The following is a 15,887-nucleotide window of genomic DNA, read 5'->3' as shown; positions in this document are numbered from 1 at the left end:
CCCCGGTAGCCCACCCCGTCGGCTACCACGCAGGCCCCCACGCCGGAGCCGACCAGGGCGATGACGGCGTGCCGGGCGCCCCGGCCGGCGCCGAACCACATCTCGGCCTGGCCGAGGGTCTTCGCGCCGTTGTCGACGTGCACCGGGATGTCGGTGCCGGCGCGCAGCATCGCGCCCAGCGGCACCCCGTCCCAGCCGAGGGTCTGGGCGTGCACGACGGCGTCGGCGGTGCGTTCCACGGTGCCGGACACCGCCACGCCGAAGCCGAGCACCGCGGCGGGGTCGACGCCGGCCTGCTCGACGACGGCGTCCAGCCCGTGCAGCAGGTGGGCCGCCACGTCGTCGGGGTCCGGCTCGGCGGCGGTGATCGGATACTCCGCCTTGGCCAGCGCGGTCATCGCCAGGTCGAAGAGCTCGACCTGGACCCGGGTCTCCCCGACGTCGGCGCCGACCAGGTAGCCGTAGCCGGGGGCGACGCGCAGCAGCACCCGGGGCCGACCGCCGTCCGACTCGACGGAGCCGGCCTCCTCGACGAGCCCTTCGCTGATCATCTCGCCGACCAGGTTGCTCACGCTGGCCAGGCTCAGCGACGTGATCTGCCCCAACTCGTGGCGGCTGAGCGGGCCGTCCAGCCAGATCCGGCTGAGCAGCACCGAACGGTTGGCGCGGCGCATGTCGCGGACCGTGGTGCGTCTGGCGTCCATGTCGGGCCGCGTCCTTTCCTCGGCGCCACCGGCGGCGGCCCACCCAGAATGCATCAACACCACAATTTATGCCATGAAGCAGGATCTGACATAAGCCTGCCTCCGGCGCCGTCGAATCGTTTTCGGTCAAGTCAGCCCCCGGTCGGGCCGGTTTCCGTACGCTGCGCTGAGTGAAACCGGCACGATCTCTCGTCGCGCTGGCTGCGATCGTGACCCTCGCGGCCTGCGATCCCGCCCGCACCCCGCCGGCCGGTGCCCCCACCCACTCCGTCCCGGCGGCATCGCCGGCGCAGCCCGCCGAGATCACCCTGGCCTTCGCCGGTGACGTGCACTTCGCCGACCGTACGGCCGGACTGCTGGGCGACCCTCGGACGGCCTTCGGGTCCATCTCGTCGGTTCTCTCCGCCGCCGACCTGGCGATGGTCAACCTGGAGACCGCGGTCACCACGCGCGGCACCCCGGAACCGAAGGCGTTCCATTTCCGGGCCCCGGCAAGCTCGTATGACGCGGTGAAGGCCGCCGGGATCGACGTCGTGACGATCGCCAACAACCACGCACTGGACTACGGGCGTACCGGCCTGACCGACACGGTGGACGCGGCCAGGGCCGCCGGGATGCCGGCCGTCGGAGCGGGTCCCGACGCGGCGGCGGCGTACACGCCGTGGATCACCGAGGTACGCGGTACGCGAATCGCCTTCCTCGGCTTCAGCCAGATCGCCGAGCTGTGGTCGGAGTGGAAGGCCACCGACTCCCGGCCCGGCATCGCCATGACCCGCGATCTGCCGCGCGCCGTCGCAGCCGTACGGGCCGCCCGACGCCAGGCGGACGTCGTCGTCGTGTACGTCCACTGGGGCACCGAGGGCGAGGCCTGCCCACCCGCCGAGGCTCGCACGTTCGCCGGCGAGATGGCGAAGGCCGGCGCCACCCTCGTGGTCGGCACCCACGCCCACCGGCTGCTCGGTGACGGATGGCTCGGCAGGACCTTCGTCCAGTACGGACTCGGCAACTTCTTGTGGTGGCGGGACGACGCGTACAGCAACGACACGGGGGTGCTGCGGGTGACCCTCGACGGTTCGTCGATCACGAAGACCGAGTTGCTTCCGGCGACGATCTCGCGCCGCACCGGTCGACCCGAACTCGCCGACGGCGACGACGCGGCCCGGATCCGCCAGGAGTACGCCGACCTGCACGCCTGCACCGGACTCGCCGCCCGTCCCGACGCATAGCCGGAGCCGCCGCCGCAATCGGGACCATCGGCGGATGTGGGCACGGCTGGCCCGAACTACGCTCGGTGCAGACCCGACAACGCGCCCAGCGGTGTCTGGAGGCGGGCCATGGTACGCAGATGTCTGGCCGTTCTGGTGGCTGCGGCGTCGGGATTCCTGGGGCTTGCCGCGACGCCCGCCCGGGCTTTGCCCACCCCCCGCCGGATACCCGATCACCGGGGTGGACGTGTCCTACTACCAGGGGCCGTCGCTGGACTGGGCCGCGCTGGCCGCGGGTGGCGCCAGGTTCGCCTACATCCGGGCCAGCGAGCAGGACGGCCAACCGGTCTCGCACAACAATCCGGATTCGTACTACGCGGTCAACTACGCGGGCGCCCGGGCCAACGGCCTGTACACCGGGGCGTACCACCGAGCCCGCCCCGATCTCAGCAGTGGCAGACAGCAGGCCGACGTGCTGCTCAACTTCGCGCCGTACGTCGCCGACGGACGCAGCCTGCCGCCGATGCTCGACGTCGAGTGGCCTCGGGCGGAGTGGGCCCTGAACAGCTGCTACAACCTGACACCGGCGCAGCTGGTGACCTGGATCCGGGACTTCGTCACCGAGATCGCGGTCCGCACCGGCCGCCAGGCCATGATCTACACCAACACCAACTGGTGGAACTCGTGCACGGCGGGGAGTTCGCTCTTCGCGGCCAATCCGCTGTTCATCGCCAACTACTCGCAGAACCCGCCGCCGCTGCCGCCCGGCTGGGCGTCCTTCACCTTCTGGCAGCACGCCGCGGGCGCCACCATCCCGGGCTCCGCGTACTCCACCCCGGACCAGGATGTCTTCCAGGGCGATCACGCGGCCCTGGCCCGACTGCTCGGCGGTCCGGCGACCGGTCTGCTGGCGACCGTCAACAACCGCTACGTGACCGCGGAGAACGCCGGCGCCTCCGCCCTGATCGCCAACCGGGCCGCGATCGGCCCGCAACCGGACCGCGATCGGCTCCTGGGAGAAGTTCGTCCGGTTGACCACCTGACCTCCCTCCCGGCGACCACGGCCCGACCGTCACCCGGTTTGACGCCCGCCGCGGCGGGAACGAGCAGGGGCCGCCGACAGTCAGGAGCAGGCCAATGACAGCCGAGTCGTACCGGGACCCGGGCCCGTGCCGGGAGGCGGATCCGCGTGGACCAACCGGCACACCCTGGTCGGGACGGCACCGGCGGACCACCGGCACGGCGACGGCGCAGTGGCCCGGAGGTGCCCGGTGAACGGGCCGGTGGGCGACGAGCCGGTCGGCAAGCTGGAACTGGTGCACACCTTCACCGGGGCGATGCCGACCGGGGTCAGCGTCTCGCACACCGGCCGGATCTTCGTCAACTTCCCCAAGTGGGGCGACGAGGTCCCGGCCACGGTGGTCGAGCTGCGGGACGGCAAGGAGATCCCCTTCCCCGACCAGGAGTGGAACAACCCGTCCGGCGACGACGACGCGGGCGCGTTCGTGTCGGTGCAGAGCATCGTGGTCGACCCGGCCGACCGGCTCTGGGTGCTCGACACCGGCAGGCCGATGTTCCAGCCCACGAGACCGGGTGGGCCGAAGCTGGTCCGGATCGATCTGGACACCGACACCGTGGCCCAGGTCATCACATTCCCGACGGACGTGGCGCTGCCCTCGACGTACCTCAACGACGTGCGCTTCGACCTGCGCCGCGGCGACGCCGGCACCGCCTACATCACCGATTCCTCCGTCTCCGGTCCCAACGGCATCATCGTGGTCGACCTGGCCAGCGGGGCATCCTGGCGCCGGCTGCACGACCATCCGTCGACGAAGGCCGAACCCCTGCACATGTTCCGGCCGGTCGTCGAGGGCCGGCCGTTCCTGGAACGGCCCGCCGACGGTCCGCCGAACCCGATGACGATCGGCTCGGACGGCATCGCGATCTCCGCCGACGGCGCCCGGCTGCACTACTGCCCGCTGGCGTCCCGGCGCTGGTACAGCGTCGCCACCGACGCGCTCGTCGACCAGGCGCTCGCCGAGAGCGAGGTGGCCGCGACGGTCACCGACGAGGGCGACAAGGGCGGCGGCTCCGACGGCCTGGAGACCGACGACGCCGGCCGGCTCTACCTGACCTCGTACGAGCAGAACGCGGTGCTGCGCCGCCGGCCCGACGGCGAGTACGAGACGGTCGTGCACGATCCCCGGCTGCTCTGGCCCGACACCATGTCCGTCGCCACCGACGGCCACCTGTACGTCACCGCCAACCAGCTACACCGGCAGGCCAGGTACCAGGGCGGACAGGACCTGCGGCGTAAGCCATACGCCCTGTTCCGGATCCGCATCGACGCCGGACCGGTCCTGCTGCGGTGACCGGGGCGGTGCGACCGCGTCACGTGGAAAGGTGAGGCAGCAGCAATGTCGCAGAACCGCGAGGGCCGGGGTCGGGAGACCGGCAACCGACGAGCCGAGGCGGAAGATCGGACCGCGGAGTCCGACCGCCAGCCGGCCGACGCGCTGACCGACGAGGACGCCCGGACACCGGACACGGCGCCTACCGAGGAGGAGCCGGCGTGGCGAGCGCCGAAAACGTCGGGCAGCCCGATGCCGGGTCCACCAGCGGACTGACGCCCGGACCGCACCGGGGGCGCCACGGTCGGCTTCCGCGACTCGGCCAGCAGCAGCACAGACGGTTCCGCAGCCCGCAGCCGCCTCCGGAAGTCGGAGGCGGCTGCCCGTCGGTCAGCCGCTTCCGCTCAGCTGCTCAGCCAGCGGTGGATGCAGTTCAGCAGGTCGTCGGCGTCGACCGGCTTGGTGACGTAGTCGCTGGCCCCGGAGGAGATGCTCTTCTCCCGGTCGCCGTGCATCGCCTTCGCGGTGACGGCGATGATGGGCAGGTCGGCGTAGCGCGGCATGGCGCGGATCGCCGCCGTCGCCGCGTACCCGTCCATCTCCGGCATCATCACGTCCATCAGGACGAGATCGATGTCGTCGTGGCGCATCAGCGTCTCGATGCCCTTGCGGCCGTTCTCGGCGTAGACGACGTCGAGGCCGTGCAGCTCCAGGATGTTGGTCAGCGCGAAGACGTTCCGGGCGTCGTCGTCGACCACCAGCACCTTGCGGCCGGTCAGCGCCGACACCAGTGGATCGCCGCCGGGCGCGGGCTCGGTCGTCGGTGCCAGCAGCGGTACGACCCGCTCGGGGGCGCCCGCCGTCAGGTGCAGAACGATGCGCTCGCGCAGGTCGTCCAGGCTGCACAGGATCTCCAGCGGCCGGTCGTTGGCCAACGCCTGCAGCAGGGTCTCCTGCCCCGGCGTCAACGGCTGCCCGTGGTACGCCAGGACGGGCACGCTGCGCAGGCTGGAGTTGTCGTTCAACGCCTTGAGCAGGGCCGTGCCACCGTCGTCGGACGTGTCCAGGTGCAGCACCAGCAGGTGGTGACGGTGGGCGGTGAGGGCCTCGATCGCCGACGCCGCGTCCACCGCCGTGGCCACGTCGACGCCGGAGCCGCCGCCCTCCGCGATGACGTTCTGCGCCAGCAGGGTGAGCAGGCCCTTGTCGTGGCGTTCGAGCACCAGCAGCCGCCGCTGCTCGGTACGCCGCACGCCGTCCGGCTCCGGTGCCACCGCGACCTGCCCGCCCGCGGGGACGGACCCGGCCTCGCCGGCCGCCGGCACGCTGGCCGGCAGGTAGAGGGTGAAGGTGCTCCCCTCCCCGAGGACGCTCTGCGCGGTGATCTGCCCACCGAGCAGCTGGGCGATCTCCCGGCTGATGGACAGCCCCAGGCCGGTGCCCCCGTAGCGTCGGCTGGTGGTGCCGTCGGCCTGCTGGAAGGCGTCGAAGATGGCGATCAGGTGCTGCTCGGCGATGCCGATGCCGGTGTCGATGACCCGGAACGCGAGGACGTCCCGGGCCGCCCGCATGCCGTCCGGCAGCTCCTCCGGGCGGGCCCGCTCGATGCGCAGCTCCACCCTGCCCTTCTCGGTGAACTTGACCGCATTGGAGACCAGGTTCCGCAGCACCTGACGCAGCCGCTGCTCGTCGGTGCGCACCTCGGTCGGGACGTCCGGGCCGGTGACGATCTCCAGCTCCAGGCCACGCGGGGTGGTGAGCGGGCGGAAGGTGGCGTCGACGTAGTCGCGCAGGACGGACACGTCGAACGTCTCCGGGTTGATGTCCATCTTGCCGGCCTCGACCTTCGACAGGTCGAGGATGTCGTTGATCAGCTGCAGCAGGTCGGTGCCGGCGGAGTGGATGACGGTGGCGTACTCGACCTGCTTGCTGGTCAGGTTCCGGCTCGGATTCTGGGCCAGCAGCTGCGCGAGGATGAGCAGCGAGTTCAGCGGCGTACGCAACTCGTGGCTCATGTTCGCGAGGAACTCCGACTTGTACTTCGAGGCCAGCGCGAGCTGCTGGGCGCGGGTCTCCAGCTCCTGTCGGGCCTGCTCGATCTCGGAGTTCTTCGTCTCGATGTCGTGGTTCTGCCGGGCCAGCAGGGCGGCCTTGTCCTCCAGCTCCGCGTTGGACCGCTGCAGTTCCTCGGAGCGCGCCTGCAGCTCCTCCGACCGGGCCCGCAGCTCGGCGGCGAGGCGCTGCGACTCGGTCAGCAGCACGTCGGTGCGGGCGTTGGCGACGATGGTGTTGACGTTGACGCCGATCGTCTCGGTGAGCTGCTCGAGGAAGTCCCGCTGCACCTCGGTGAACCGGCTCATGCTGGCCAGCTCGATGACGCCGAGGACCTGGTCCTCGAAGAGGATGGGGAGCACCACCAGGTGCAGCGGCGCGGCGGCGCCCAGGCTGGAGGAGACGGTGACGTAGTCTGCCGGTACCGCGTCGACCACGATCGCCCGCTTGCTCACCGCGGCCTGCCCCACCAGGGAGTCACCGAGGGCGTACCGGCGACGGGTGGCGTCGTGGCCGTAGCCACCGACGACCCGCAGGGCGCCTCCCGCGGCGCTGTCGTCGACCAGCAGGAACGTGCCGAGCTGCGCGGACACCAGCGGCGCGAGCTCGTTCATCACCAGACCGGCGACGACCTCCAGGTCGCGGTGCCCCTGCATGAGACCGGAGATGCGGGCCAGGTTGGTCTTGAGCCAGTCCTGTTCCTGGTTGGTGCGGGTGGTCTCGCGCAGCGACTCCACCATGGAGTTGATGTTGTCCTTCAGCTCGCCGACCTCGCCCGGGGCGTCCACGGTGATCGACCGGGTCAGGTCACCGGTGGCGACGGCGCTGGTGACCTCAGCGATGGCGCGCACCTGGCGGGTGAGGTTCCCGGCCAGTTCGTTGACGTTCTCGGTGAGGCGCTTCCACGTACCGGAGACGCCCTCGACCTCGGCCTGACCGCCGAGGCGGCCCTCGCTGCCCACCTCCCGGGCGACGCGGGTGACCTCGGCGGCGAAGCTGGAGAGCTGGTCGACCATCGTGTTGATGGTGGTCTTCAGCTCCAGGATCTCGCCGCGCGCGTCGACGTCGATCTTCTTGGTCAGGTCGCCCTGTGCGACTGCGGTGGTGACCTGGGCGATGTTGCGGACCTGACCGGTCAGGTTGTTCGCCATCGAGTTGACGTTGTCGGTGAGGTCCTTCCAGGTACCGGCGACGTTGGGCACCCGGGCCTGGCCGCCGAGGCGGCCCTCGGTGCCCACCTCGCGGGCCACCCGGGTCACCTCGTCGGCGAACGCCCCGAGGGTGTCCACCATGGTGTTGATGGTCTGGGCGAGGACGGCGACCTCGCCCTTCGCCTCGACGGTGATCTTGCGGCTCAGGTCGCCCTGGGCGACGGCGGTGGCGACCAACGCGATGGACCGCACCTGGTTGGTGAGGTTGTTGGCCATCTCGTTGACGTTGTCGGTGAGGTCCTTCCAGGTGCCGCCCACGTTGGACACCCGGGCCTGGCCGCCGAGGCGGCCCTCGGTACCCACCTCGCGGGCCACCCGGGTGACCTCGTCGGCGAACGCGGAGAGCTGGTCGACCATCGTGTTGATGGTCTCCTTGAGGGCGAGGATCTCGCCGCGGGCGTCGACCCGGATCTTCTGGGTCAGGTCACCCTTGGCGACCGCGGTGGTGACCTCGGCGATGCTGCGCACCTGGGCGGTGAGGTTGTCCGCCATGACGTTCACCGACTCGGTGAGGTCCTTCCAGGTGCCGGAGACGCCCTTGACGTCGGCCTGGCCACCGAGGCGGCCCTCGGTACCCACCTCGCGGGCCACCCGGGTGACCTCGTCGGCGAACGACGACAGCTGGTCCACCATCGTGTTGATGGTGTTCTTCAGCTCGGAGATCTCGCCGTGCGCGGTGACGGTGATCTTCTGCGACAGGTCACCCCGGGCCACCGCGGTGGCGACCTGGGCGATGCTGCGCACCTGGTCGGTGAGGTTGCCGGCCATCGAGTTGACCGAGTCGGTGAGGTCGCGCCAGGTGCCGGCGACGCCGCTGACCTGCGCCTGACCGCCGAGGCGGCCGTCGGTGCCCACCTCCCGGGCGACCCGAGTGACCTCGTCGGCGAACGACGACAGCTGGTCCACCATCGTGTTGATGGTGCTCTTGAGCTCCAGGATCTCGCCGCGGGCGTCGACGGTGATCTTCTGCGACAGGTCACCGCGGGCCACCGCCGTGGTGACCTGGGCGATGTTGCGGACCTGGCTGGTCAGGTTGCCGGCCATGAAGTTCACCGAGTCGGTGAGGTCGCGCCAGGTGCCGGCAACGCCGGGCACCTCGGCCTGGCCACCGAGGCGGCCCTCGCTGCCCACCTCCCGGGCGACCCGGGTGACCTCGTCGGCGAACGACGACAGCTGGTCCACCATCGTGTTGATGGTGATTTTCAGCTCGAGGATCTCACCGCGCACGTCGACGGTGATCTTCTGCGACAGGTCGCCCCGGGCCACCGCCGTGGCGACCTCGGCGATGTCGCGGACCTGGTCGGTGAGGTTGCCCGCCATCGCGTTCACCGAGTCGGTGAGGTCCTTCCAGGTACCCGACACCCCGGGCACCTCGGCCTGACCACCGAGCTGCCCCTCGGTGCCCACCTCGCGGGCCACCCGGGTGACCTCGGAGGTGAACAGGGACAGCTGGTCGACCATGCCGTTGAAGACGGTGGCGATCTCGCCGAGCAGGCCGTCGGCGTCCTCCGGGAGCCGGGTACCGAAGTCACCGTCGCGGACCGCGGTCAGCCCGGCCAGCAACTGCCGCAGCCCCGGGTCGGCCATCGGCCCTCCGGTGCCCTGGATGGCGTCACGTCGCCGCGGGACCGTCTGTTCGACCACCACTACCGCCTCACACGTAGCAGCTGGACGGCAGACCCGTCCGGCAATAGTTCCAACCGGGCAAGTATCCACATGTCAGAGGTCGCGCGCAGAGCAGGCGCACCCGCACCGAACCGCCGCCCTTCGCCACGGGCACGAGGGCGCCCGCCCCCCGGTCACTGGGGCGGGCGCTGGTGAGCTTCAGGCGCGTCGAACGCGCTGGTCTCAGCAGTCGGTCAGCTGGCCGCGCAGCTTGGTGAGCGCGCGGGCGAGCAACCGGGAGACGTGCATCTGGGAGACACCCACCCGAGCGGCGATCTCGCTCTGCGTCAGGTTGCCGTAGAAGCGGAGGGTGAGGATCTTCTGCTCCCGCTCGTCGAGCGTGGCCAGCGCCGGGCCGAGGGCGACGCGCAGCTCCGCCAGCTCGAACTCGTTGTCCTCCGCGCCGAGGGTGTCGGCCAGCTCGGTGGCGCTGGCGCCGTCCCCGATCGGGGTGGAGAGCGAGACGGCGTTGTAGGCGCGCGCCCCTTCGAGGCCTTCGAGGACCTCTTCCTCGGTGATGTCGAGGTGGGCGGCGATGTCGGCGACCGTCGGCGCCCGGTTCAAGGTCTGCATGAGGGTGCCGTTGGCCTCGGAGATCCGCAGCCGCAGCTCCTGGAGGCGACGCGGGACCCGGATGTTCCAGGTGCGGTCGCGGAAGTGGCGCTTGATCTCGCCGAGGATCGTCGGGATGGCGAAGCCGGCGAAGTCGACGCCCCGGGAGGCGTCGAACCGGTCCACCGCCTTGATCAGCCCGAGCGCGGCGGTCTGCGCCAGGTCGCCGTTGGGCTCGCCCCGGCCGCTGTAGCGGAAGGCGAGGTGGTTGGCGAGCGGCAACCACGCCTCGATCACCTGGTCGCGCAGGGCCGGCCGGTCGGGGTGCCCCTCGGGCAGAGCGGCCAGGGCGGCGATCAGCTCGCTGGCGCGGGTCTCGTCGCCAGCCACCGGGGCCGTGCGGGCGTCGGTGGTCGTCGTCGGCGCGGTGCTCGTGGTGATCATGCTGTCCTTCCCGTGCTGCGGGGTCGGCGCATCGAGGAACGCCGGCCGTGGGAGTCACCTTAGACCAACGACTACCGCTATATCAACCGAACGGACGATGGACAAAAGCGACAACACAGTCCGATCCGCTCAGTGCGTGGTCGGCGGGATGCCCTTTCGCACCTTCGACGCCGGCATCGGGGGTGTGCGAGATCGGGTGTGGCTCGCGCCGGGCGCGGAGGGCCAGGGCCCGGTGACCCGGGCCGCGCGGCGGATGATCGAGTGGGTTGTCGACGAGCGGGGCATGGCCCGGATCGAATGGTTGACCGTCCCGGACAACGAGCGCAGTCGGGCGGTGGCGCGACGCCTCGGCATGACCCGCAACGCTGCCCTCCGGTCCGCGTTTCCCTTCGACGGGGAGCGCTTCGACGTCGAGGTGTGGTCGCTGCCGGCGCATGAGTGGCGGACGGCCCCCGGCGATCGGGGCGAAGTGTCCCGCTGAGGGCCGCTGTCACCAGTCAGGCTGACCGACCATGCGGTCGACGGTGAATCTGCGCGGCCTGCGACAGAGTCCGGCTCGGACGATCACGGGGGGAACCGTCCGAGCCGGATGGGCACAACATACACCCGGAGCCCGGATGGCGCCGTCCCGGACCGCCTTCGCGCGGACGGATTTCTCCGGCGGCTGCGGTCCGTCTCGATGCTGCCGGCTCATCCCTGGTCGTCCGCCCCAAGGCGACCGCGCCCGTCGTCCGGTGGGGCGACGGACGCGGTCGACGGGGCGTGCGGGCCATTCGACGGCTCCAGGCAGGCCGTGACGGTGGCGGTAACCCCGTGGAGCCGGCGGGCGAGGAGGAGCCCCTCGGTCAGCTGGTGCGCCAGCCACAGGCCGCGTCCACCGGCGACGTCGACGGCGGGCAGCCGCACCGGCAGCTTCCCCGCGGCTTCGCCGTGGTCCGTCACCTCGCAGATCAGCGCGTCGTGCGCGCGGCGCAGCTCAAGGTGGCCCTGGCCACCCCCGTGCCGTACGGCGTTCGTGACGAGTTCGTGGACGGCGAGGACGAAGTCGTAGCCGACATCTCCGGTGAGCCCGACGGCCGTCACCACCGCCCGCAGCCGGTGCCGGAGGGCGGCGACGGTCGCGGCGGTGAAGTCCTGCGACAGCAGCGCGGCGGCCACGCCGGATCCAGACTCCGGGTGTCCCGGTTCGGATGGCACTCCGTCGTCGCTCACGCCCGCAGGTTACTCACCGTGGAGAATTCCGCGACCGTTGCGGAAGCACAACCATTCCCAGCTCAGCTCACCTCAGCTCAGCGCGAGCGGCCCACGGGCGACCGCGCGTCCATATCCTGAGCTGGTGCGAATCTCTCCAAACAACCTCGGATCGGGCGACCTCGGGGTGGCGCACGCCCCGGTGACCGACCAGGAGAGATCGGGTGGGCGTGGATCCCGGCTGTGAGCTGTGCACCGGGGACCTCCCGGCGGCGTGGGTGCTGGCGTACCAGGACGAGGACCCCGCCGCGGAAGGCACCCGGGAGACGATGCTGACCCTCGGAAACGGCTATCTCGCGACGCGCGGGGCCGCCCCGGAGTCGTCCGCCGACGGCGTCCACTACCCCGGCACCTATCTGGCGGGGTTCCACAACCGGCTGGGCGGCGACAGCCGGCGACCGGGCGGGGAGGAAAGCATCGTCAACCTGCCGAACTGGCTGCCGTTGACGTTCCGTCCAGCCGGCGGCGACTGGTACGCGCCGAATGTCGGTCGCCGGGTCCACGAGCACCGGGTGCTGGATCTCCGCCGCGGCGTCTACCTGCGGGAGCTGGTGGTGGTCGACCGCGAGCAGCGCCGGACCCGGCTCCGGCAACGACGCCTGGTGTCCATGGCCAACCCGCACCTGGTCGCGTTGGAGACGCGCATCATCGCGGAGAACTGGTCGGGCCGGTTGGAGGTCAGGTCGGGGATCGACGGCGGAGTGGTCAACGCGAACGCGGCGGCCACCACCGGTACCCGCGGTCGGCACCTCACCGGTGTCGAGGGCGGCACGGACGGCCCGGAGACCCTCTGGTTGACGGCGCTGACCACCGGCTCCGGACAGCGGGTGGCCGTCGCGGCACGCACCACGATCAGCGGCGCCGACACTACTCACGCGCACACGTCACCCGCCGACCTGCACGGGCCGGACGAGGTGGCTCAGGTCCTCGGGATCGATGTGACGCGCGGGCAGCCGGTGGTGGTGCAGAAGACGGTGACGGTCTTCTCCGGGCGGGACCGGGCGGTGCACGATCCGTTGACGGCGGCCCGGGTGGAGGTGCGCTCCGCGGGGCCGTTCGATCTTCTGCTGGCCGGGCACGTCGCCGCCTGGGCCTGCCTGTGGGAACGGTTCCGGCTCGATGTCGGCGAGGAGCACGTCTGGCAGCTACCGGTACGGGTGTACACCTTCCATCTGCTGCAGACCCTCTCGCCGCACACAGTGGACCTGGACGCGGGGGTGCCCGCGCGGGGTTTGCACGGCGAGGGCTACCACGGGCACGTCTTCTGGGACGAACTGTTCGTCTACCCGTACCTGAATCTGCGGCTGCCGGAGCTGACCCGGGCGTTGCTGGAGTACCGCCACCGACGGTTGACCGCGGCCCGCCGGCAGGCGGAGGCCGCGGGGATGACCGGAGCGGTGTTTCCCTGGCAGAGCGCCACCAGCGGCCGGGACGAGAGCCCGTCCCGGACGCCCTCCCCGGTCACCGGCGAATGGGTGGACGACTACACCGGCCGGCAGCACCACGTCAACCTGGCGGTGGCGTACTCCGTGTGGCGGTACTGGGAGACGACCGGCGACCTGTCCTTCTTCGTCGATTGCGGTGCCGACTTGCTGGTTGACACCGCGCGGTACTGGGCCGGGCTGGCCACCTACGACCCATCCGACGACCGCTACGACATCCGGGGAGTGCTCGGGCCGGACGAGTACCACGACGGGTACCCCGGCCGGCCGGGCCAGGGACTGGACAACTGCGCGTACATCAACGTGATGGTCGCGTGGGTGCTCGGTCGGGCCGACGAGGCGTGCGCGATCCGCGACCGGCACCCGGGCGCGACGCCGTGGCGAACCGTCCGCGTCGCGGCCGAGGAACGCCAGCGGTGGGGGCACATCGCCCGCCGGCTCCGCCTCACCTTCATCGAGGACGGAATCCTGGCGCAGTTCGAAGGGTACGGCGACCTGGCGGAGCTGGACTGGGACCGGTACCGGCGGCGCTACGGCGACCTGCGGCTGATCGGGCCCCTGTTGCAGGCCGAGGGCGAGGACCCGAACCGCTACAAGATCTCCAAACAGGCCGACGTGCTCATGCTGCTGTACCTGTTCAGCGCCGAGGAACTCACCGACCTGGTCCGCAGCATGGGCTACCCGTTCAACCCGGCCCGGATCCCCGCCACCGTCGACTACTACCTCTCCCGCACCACGCACGGCTCCACGCTCAGCCGGGTCGCACACGCGTGGGTCCTGGCCCGCACCGACCGGCGACGGTCCTTCGACATGCTGCTGGCCGCGCTCGGCACCGACCTGGCGAACCCGGAGCACAGCTCGACCCGGGAGGGCATCCACCTCGGTGCCACCGCCGGAACGCTGGACATTCTCCAGCGCTGCTACACCGGCCTGGAGGTCCGCGGCGACGTGCTGCGACTCAACCCGCTCCTGCCCGAAGGGCTGCACCAGCTGGACTGCGTGATCCGGTACCGCAGCCGGCTGATCAGGCTGCACCTCGACCACGAGCGGGTCCGGATCTCGGCGGCGGCCGGGGCGGACCAGCCCCTTCCCGTGACCGTCCGGGACTGGTCGCTGCTGGTCTCCCCCGGCAGCACCGTCACCGTCGACCTGAACCGGCCGCCGTCAGCGGCCCAGCCCGAGTAGCGCGGGGGCGCCGGGTCGCGCCCGGCAGGTCAGGCGGGAGCGAAGGCGGCTCGTGCCGACCAGCTCGGTAACCGGCGGACCGCCGTCAGGAGCGGAGCCACCGGCGCAGGTAGCCGTGCAGGCCGGTCAGGTCCGTGCCGCCGGCCCGGTAGCCGATGTGCCCGTCGGGGCGCACCAGGTACATCGCGTTGAACCCGGGGCGGAGACCGAGCCGCCGCAGCGCGTCGACATGGCCCTCCCCTGCCTCGCCTGTGCTGGGACCGCCGATCAGCCGGTGCACGGTGAGCCGGGCGGCGTGGCGCTGCGCGACGGCATCGATCTCCCCGGCGGGCCAGCCGTCGGGTGGCCCGCACAGCAGGAGATGCCAGCCGGGCGTGGCCGTCAGCCGGTGGAGCGTGCCGCCGCCGGGCAGCGGGGCGTCGGGCAGCCGATCGCCGGCTCTGGGGCCCCGCCGCGGAGAATGCGGACCCTCCGTCGACAGGGGACTGTGCCGGTAGCCGATGGCCAGCTGTGAGACCGTGCGGAACGCGGTGGCCCGCACGATCCGGGGCGCGAGCACCGCGGGCAGGAGGGCGGGCGCGATTCGGGTACGGGCGAACCGGACCACCGGGTTGGTCGAGGTGGCGATGGTGAACGCCCGGTCGGTGAACCGCAGCACCATCCGGCCCACCGGCGCCCGCTCCGAGTCGTAGGTATCCAGCAGCGCGGGGTCGGCGTCGCCGCGCAGCGCCGCGGCGAGCTTCCAGCCGAGGTTGACCGCGTCCTGGATGCCGGTGTTCATGCCCTGCGCGCCGGCCGGGCTGTGGATGTGTGCCGCGTCGCCGGCCAGGAAGATCGACCCGGCGCGGTAGTGGACCGCGGCCCGGTGGTGCAGCCGGAAGTTCGTCATCCAGACCGGGGCGGACAACCGTACCGCTCCGCCGGTGTAGGTGTCGGCGAGGGCCTGCACCTCGTCGAGGCTGACCGGGGCGTCGGGCGGGGTCCGATCCGTGGGTGGGCGCATGGCCAGGAGGCGCCAACTGGCCGGACGACCGAGCGGGAAGAGGAACAGCATTCCCCGCCCGGCGAGGAAGGCGTGCGCCGCTCCGAGATCGACACCGTCGGCTTCGAGATCGGCCAGGACGAAGGTCTGCGGGTACGAGCCGCCGGCGAAACCGATCCTGGCGAGGTGACGTACCGTGCTGTGCGCGCCGTCGCAGCCCACCACGTACCGGGCGGACACCTGTTCCTGCCGCCCGTCCGGGTGACGCAGCGTGGCCACCGCCGAGCCCTCGCCGGTAGCCAGCCCGGTCAGCTCGACGCCGCGCTCGACCTGCACCCCCGCAGTCGCCAGACGCTCGCCCAGCAGTCGTTCGGTCTCCGATTGGGACAGGAACAGCAGGTACGGGTACGCCGTGTCGTGCAGACCGAGGTCGAACAACGGGAGAGATCGCTCCCGGCCCCCCGCGTGCACCGACAACCGGACGGCCCGATTGCCGCGGGCCACCATCTCGTCCGTCACCCCGAGGCCGGCGAGGACCTCGAGCGTGCGCGGCTGGACCGCCAGCGCCCGGGACTCGTGGACCCGGTCGAGAGCACGATCCACCACCCGGACCCGAACACCGGTGGCGGCGAGCTGACCGGCCATCGCCAACCCGGTCGGCCCAGCCCCCACCACCAGCACCTCGACAGCCCCACCCGAGGTGTTCGTCATCGGCAACCGTTTCCTCTCATGATGCGTTAGTGGGCACATGATTGGATGTCCTGCCTTGCGGTGGGACGGTCCCGGTCTTGCCCGCTGTGGCGGTGCCGGGTTGACGTTTCACGGCCACCAGCCCCGCGAGCG

Annotated in this window: 10 protein-coding genes; 5 read left to right on the top strand and 5 right to left on the bottom strand. The window is 71.4% G+C overall.

Annotated features, from left to right (window positions below):
* On the bottom strand, positions 1-704 hold a 704-nt coding region (locus DKL51_RS15305), incomplete at its 3' end, for an ROK family transcriptional regulator (protein ID WP_148097792.1).
* Positions 705-874: 170 nt separating this feature from the next.
* Here DKL51_RS15305 and DKL51_RS15300 point away from each other — a divergent pair.
* From DKL51_RS15300 to DKL51_RS15290, 3 genes are all read left to right on the top strand, one after another.
* Positions 875-1,930 (top strand): CapA family protein, encoded by a 1,056-nt coding sequence (locus DKL51_RS15300; protein ID WP_124812185.1) that lies wholly within the window; start codon positions 875-877, stop codon positions 1,928-1,930.
* A gap of 220 nt (positions 1,931-2,150) precedes the next feature.
* A complete protein-coding gene (locus DKL51_RS15295) occupies positions 2,151-3,050 on the top strand; it encodes a GH25 family lysozyme (RefSeq protein ID WP_165824257.1) in 900 nt (299 codons plus the stop codon).
* A gap of 130 nt (positions 3,051-3,180) precedes the next feature.
* Positions 3,181-4,281 carry an L-dopachrome tautomerase-related protein gene (locus DKL51_RS15290; protein WP_207783812.1) on the top strand — a complete coding sequence of 367 codons (1,101 nt, stop codon included), beginning with the start codon at positions 3,181-3,183 and terminating at the stop codon, positions 4,279-4,281.
* A 383-nt stretch (positions 4,282-4,664) separates the two neighbouring features.
* On the opposite strand, the gene DKL51_RS15285 is transcribed toward DKL51_RS15290, so the two are convergent.
* Together DKL51_RS15285 and DKL51_RS15280 are read right to left on the bottom strand one after the other, a co-directional pair.
* The gene (locus tag DKL51_RS15285) at positions 4,665-9,110 is read right to left on the bottom strand and encodes a HAMP domain-containing protein (RefSeq protein WP_109944288.1); all 4,446 of its coding nucleotides are present in this window, start codon (positions 9,108-9,110) and stop codon (positions 4,665-4,667) included.
* 261 nt (positions 9,111-9,371) lie between these two features.
* Positions 9,372-10,184 carry a SigB/SigF/SigG family RNA polymerase sigma factor gene (locus tag DKL51_RS15280; RefSeq protein ID WP_109944283.1) on the bottom strand — a complete coding sequence of 271 codons (813 nt, stop codon included), beginning with the start codon at positions 10,182-10,184 and terminating at the stop codon, positions 9,372-9,374.
* On the opposite strand from DKL51_RS15280, the gene DKL51_RS15275 reads away from it, so the two are divergent.
* On the top strand, positions 10,183-10,665 hold the full coding sequence (locus DKL51_RS15275; protein ID WP_109944287.1) for a GNAT family N-acetyltransferase: 483 nt from the start codon (positions 10,183-10,185) through the stop codon (positions 10,663-10,665). The two genes, DKL51_RS15280 and DKL51_RS15275, sit on opposite strands and share 2 nt — an antisense overlap.
* Positions 10,666-10,874: 209 nt before the next feature.
* Here the strand turns inward: DKL51_RS15275 and DKL51_RS15270 are convergent, their stop codons facing one another.
* Positions 10,875-11,396 (bottom strand): ATP-binding protein, encoded by a 522-nt coding sequence (locus tag DKL51_RS15270; protein ID WP_243420579.1) that lies wholly within the window; start codon positions 11,394-11,396, stop codon positions 10,875-10,877.
* Positions 11,397-11,599: 203 nt separating this feature from the next.
* Here DKL51_RS15270 and DKL51_RS15265 point away from each other — a divergent pair, with 203 nt between their 5' ends.
* Positions 11,600-14,062, top strand: coding sequence for a glycoside hydrolase family 65 protein (locus DKL51_RS15265; RefSeq protein ID WP_109944281.1), 2,463 nt, complete (start codon positions 11,600-11,602; stop codon positions 14,060-14,062).
* A gap of 85 nt (positions 14,063-14,147) precedes the next feature.
* Here DKL51_RS15265 and DKL51_RS15260 read toward each other — a convergent pair whose 3' ends face one another.
* Positions 14,148-15,755 carry an FAD-dependent monooxygenase gene (locus DKL51_RS15260; RefSeq protein WP_109944280.1) on the bottom strand — a complete coding sequence of 536 codons (1,608 nt, stop codon included), beginning with the start codon at positions 15,753-15,755 and terminating at the stop codon, positions 14,148-14,150.
* Positions 15,756-15,887 lie beyond the last annotated feature (132 nt).

Source organism: Micromonospora globispora (genome assembly GCF_003857015.1).
GTDB lineage: Bacteria > Actinomycetota > Actinomycetes > Mycobacteriales > Micromonosporaceae > Micromonospora > Micromonospora globispora.
The sequence above is the reverse complement of the archived record's forward strand: the minus strand, read 5'-3'. Positions and strand labels throughout refer to the sequence as shown.

Coding starts and splice junctions, on each gene's coding strand:
- DKL51_RS15280 (WP_109944283.1), bottom strand. CDS start 10,184: ATGATCACCACGAGCACCGCGCCGACGACGACCACCGACGCCCGCACG.
- DKL51_RS15285 (WP_109944288.1), bottom strand. CDS start 9,110: ATGGCCGACCCGGGGCTGCGGCAGTTGCTGGCCGGGCTGACCGCGGTC.
- DKL51_RS15275 (WP_109944287.1), top strand. CDS start 10,183: ATGCTGTCCTTCCCGTGCTGCGGGGTCGGCGCATCGAGGAACGCCGGC.
- DKL51_RS15260 (WP_109944280.1), bottom strand. CDS start 15,755: ATGACGAACACCTCGGGTGGGGCTGTCGAGGTGCTGGTGGTGGGGGCT.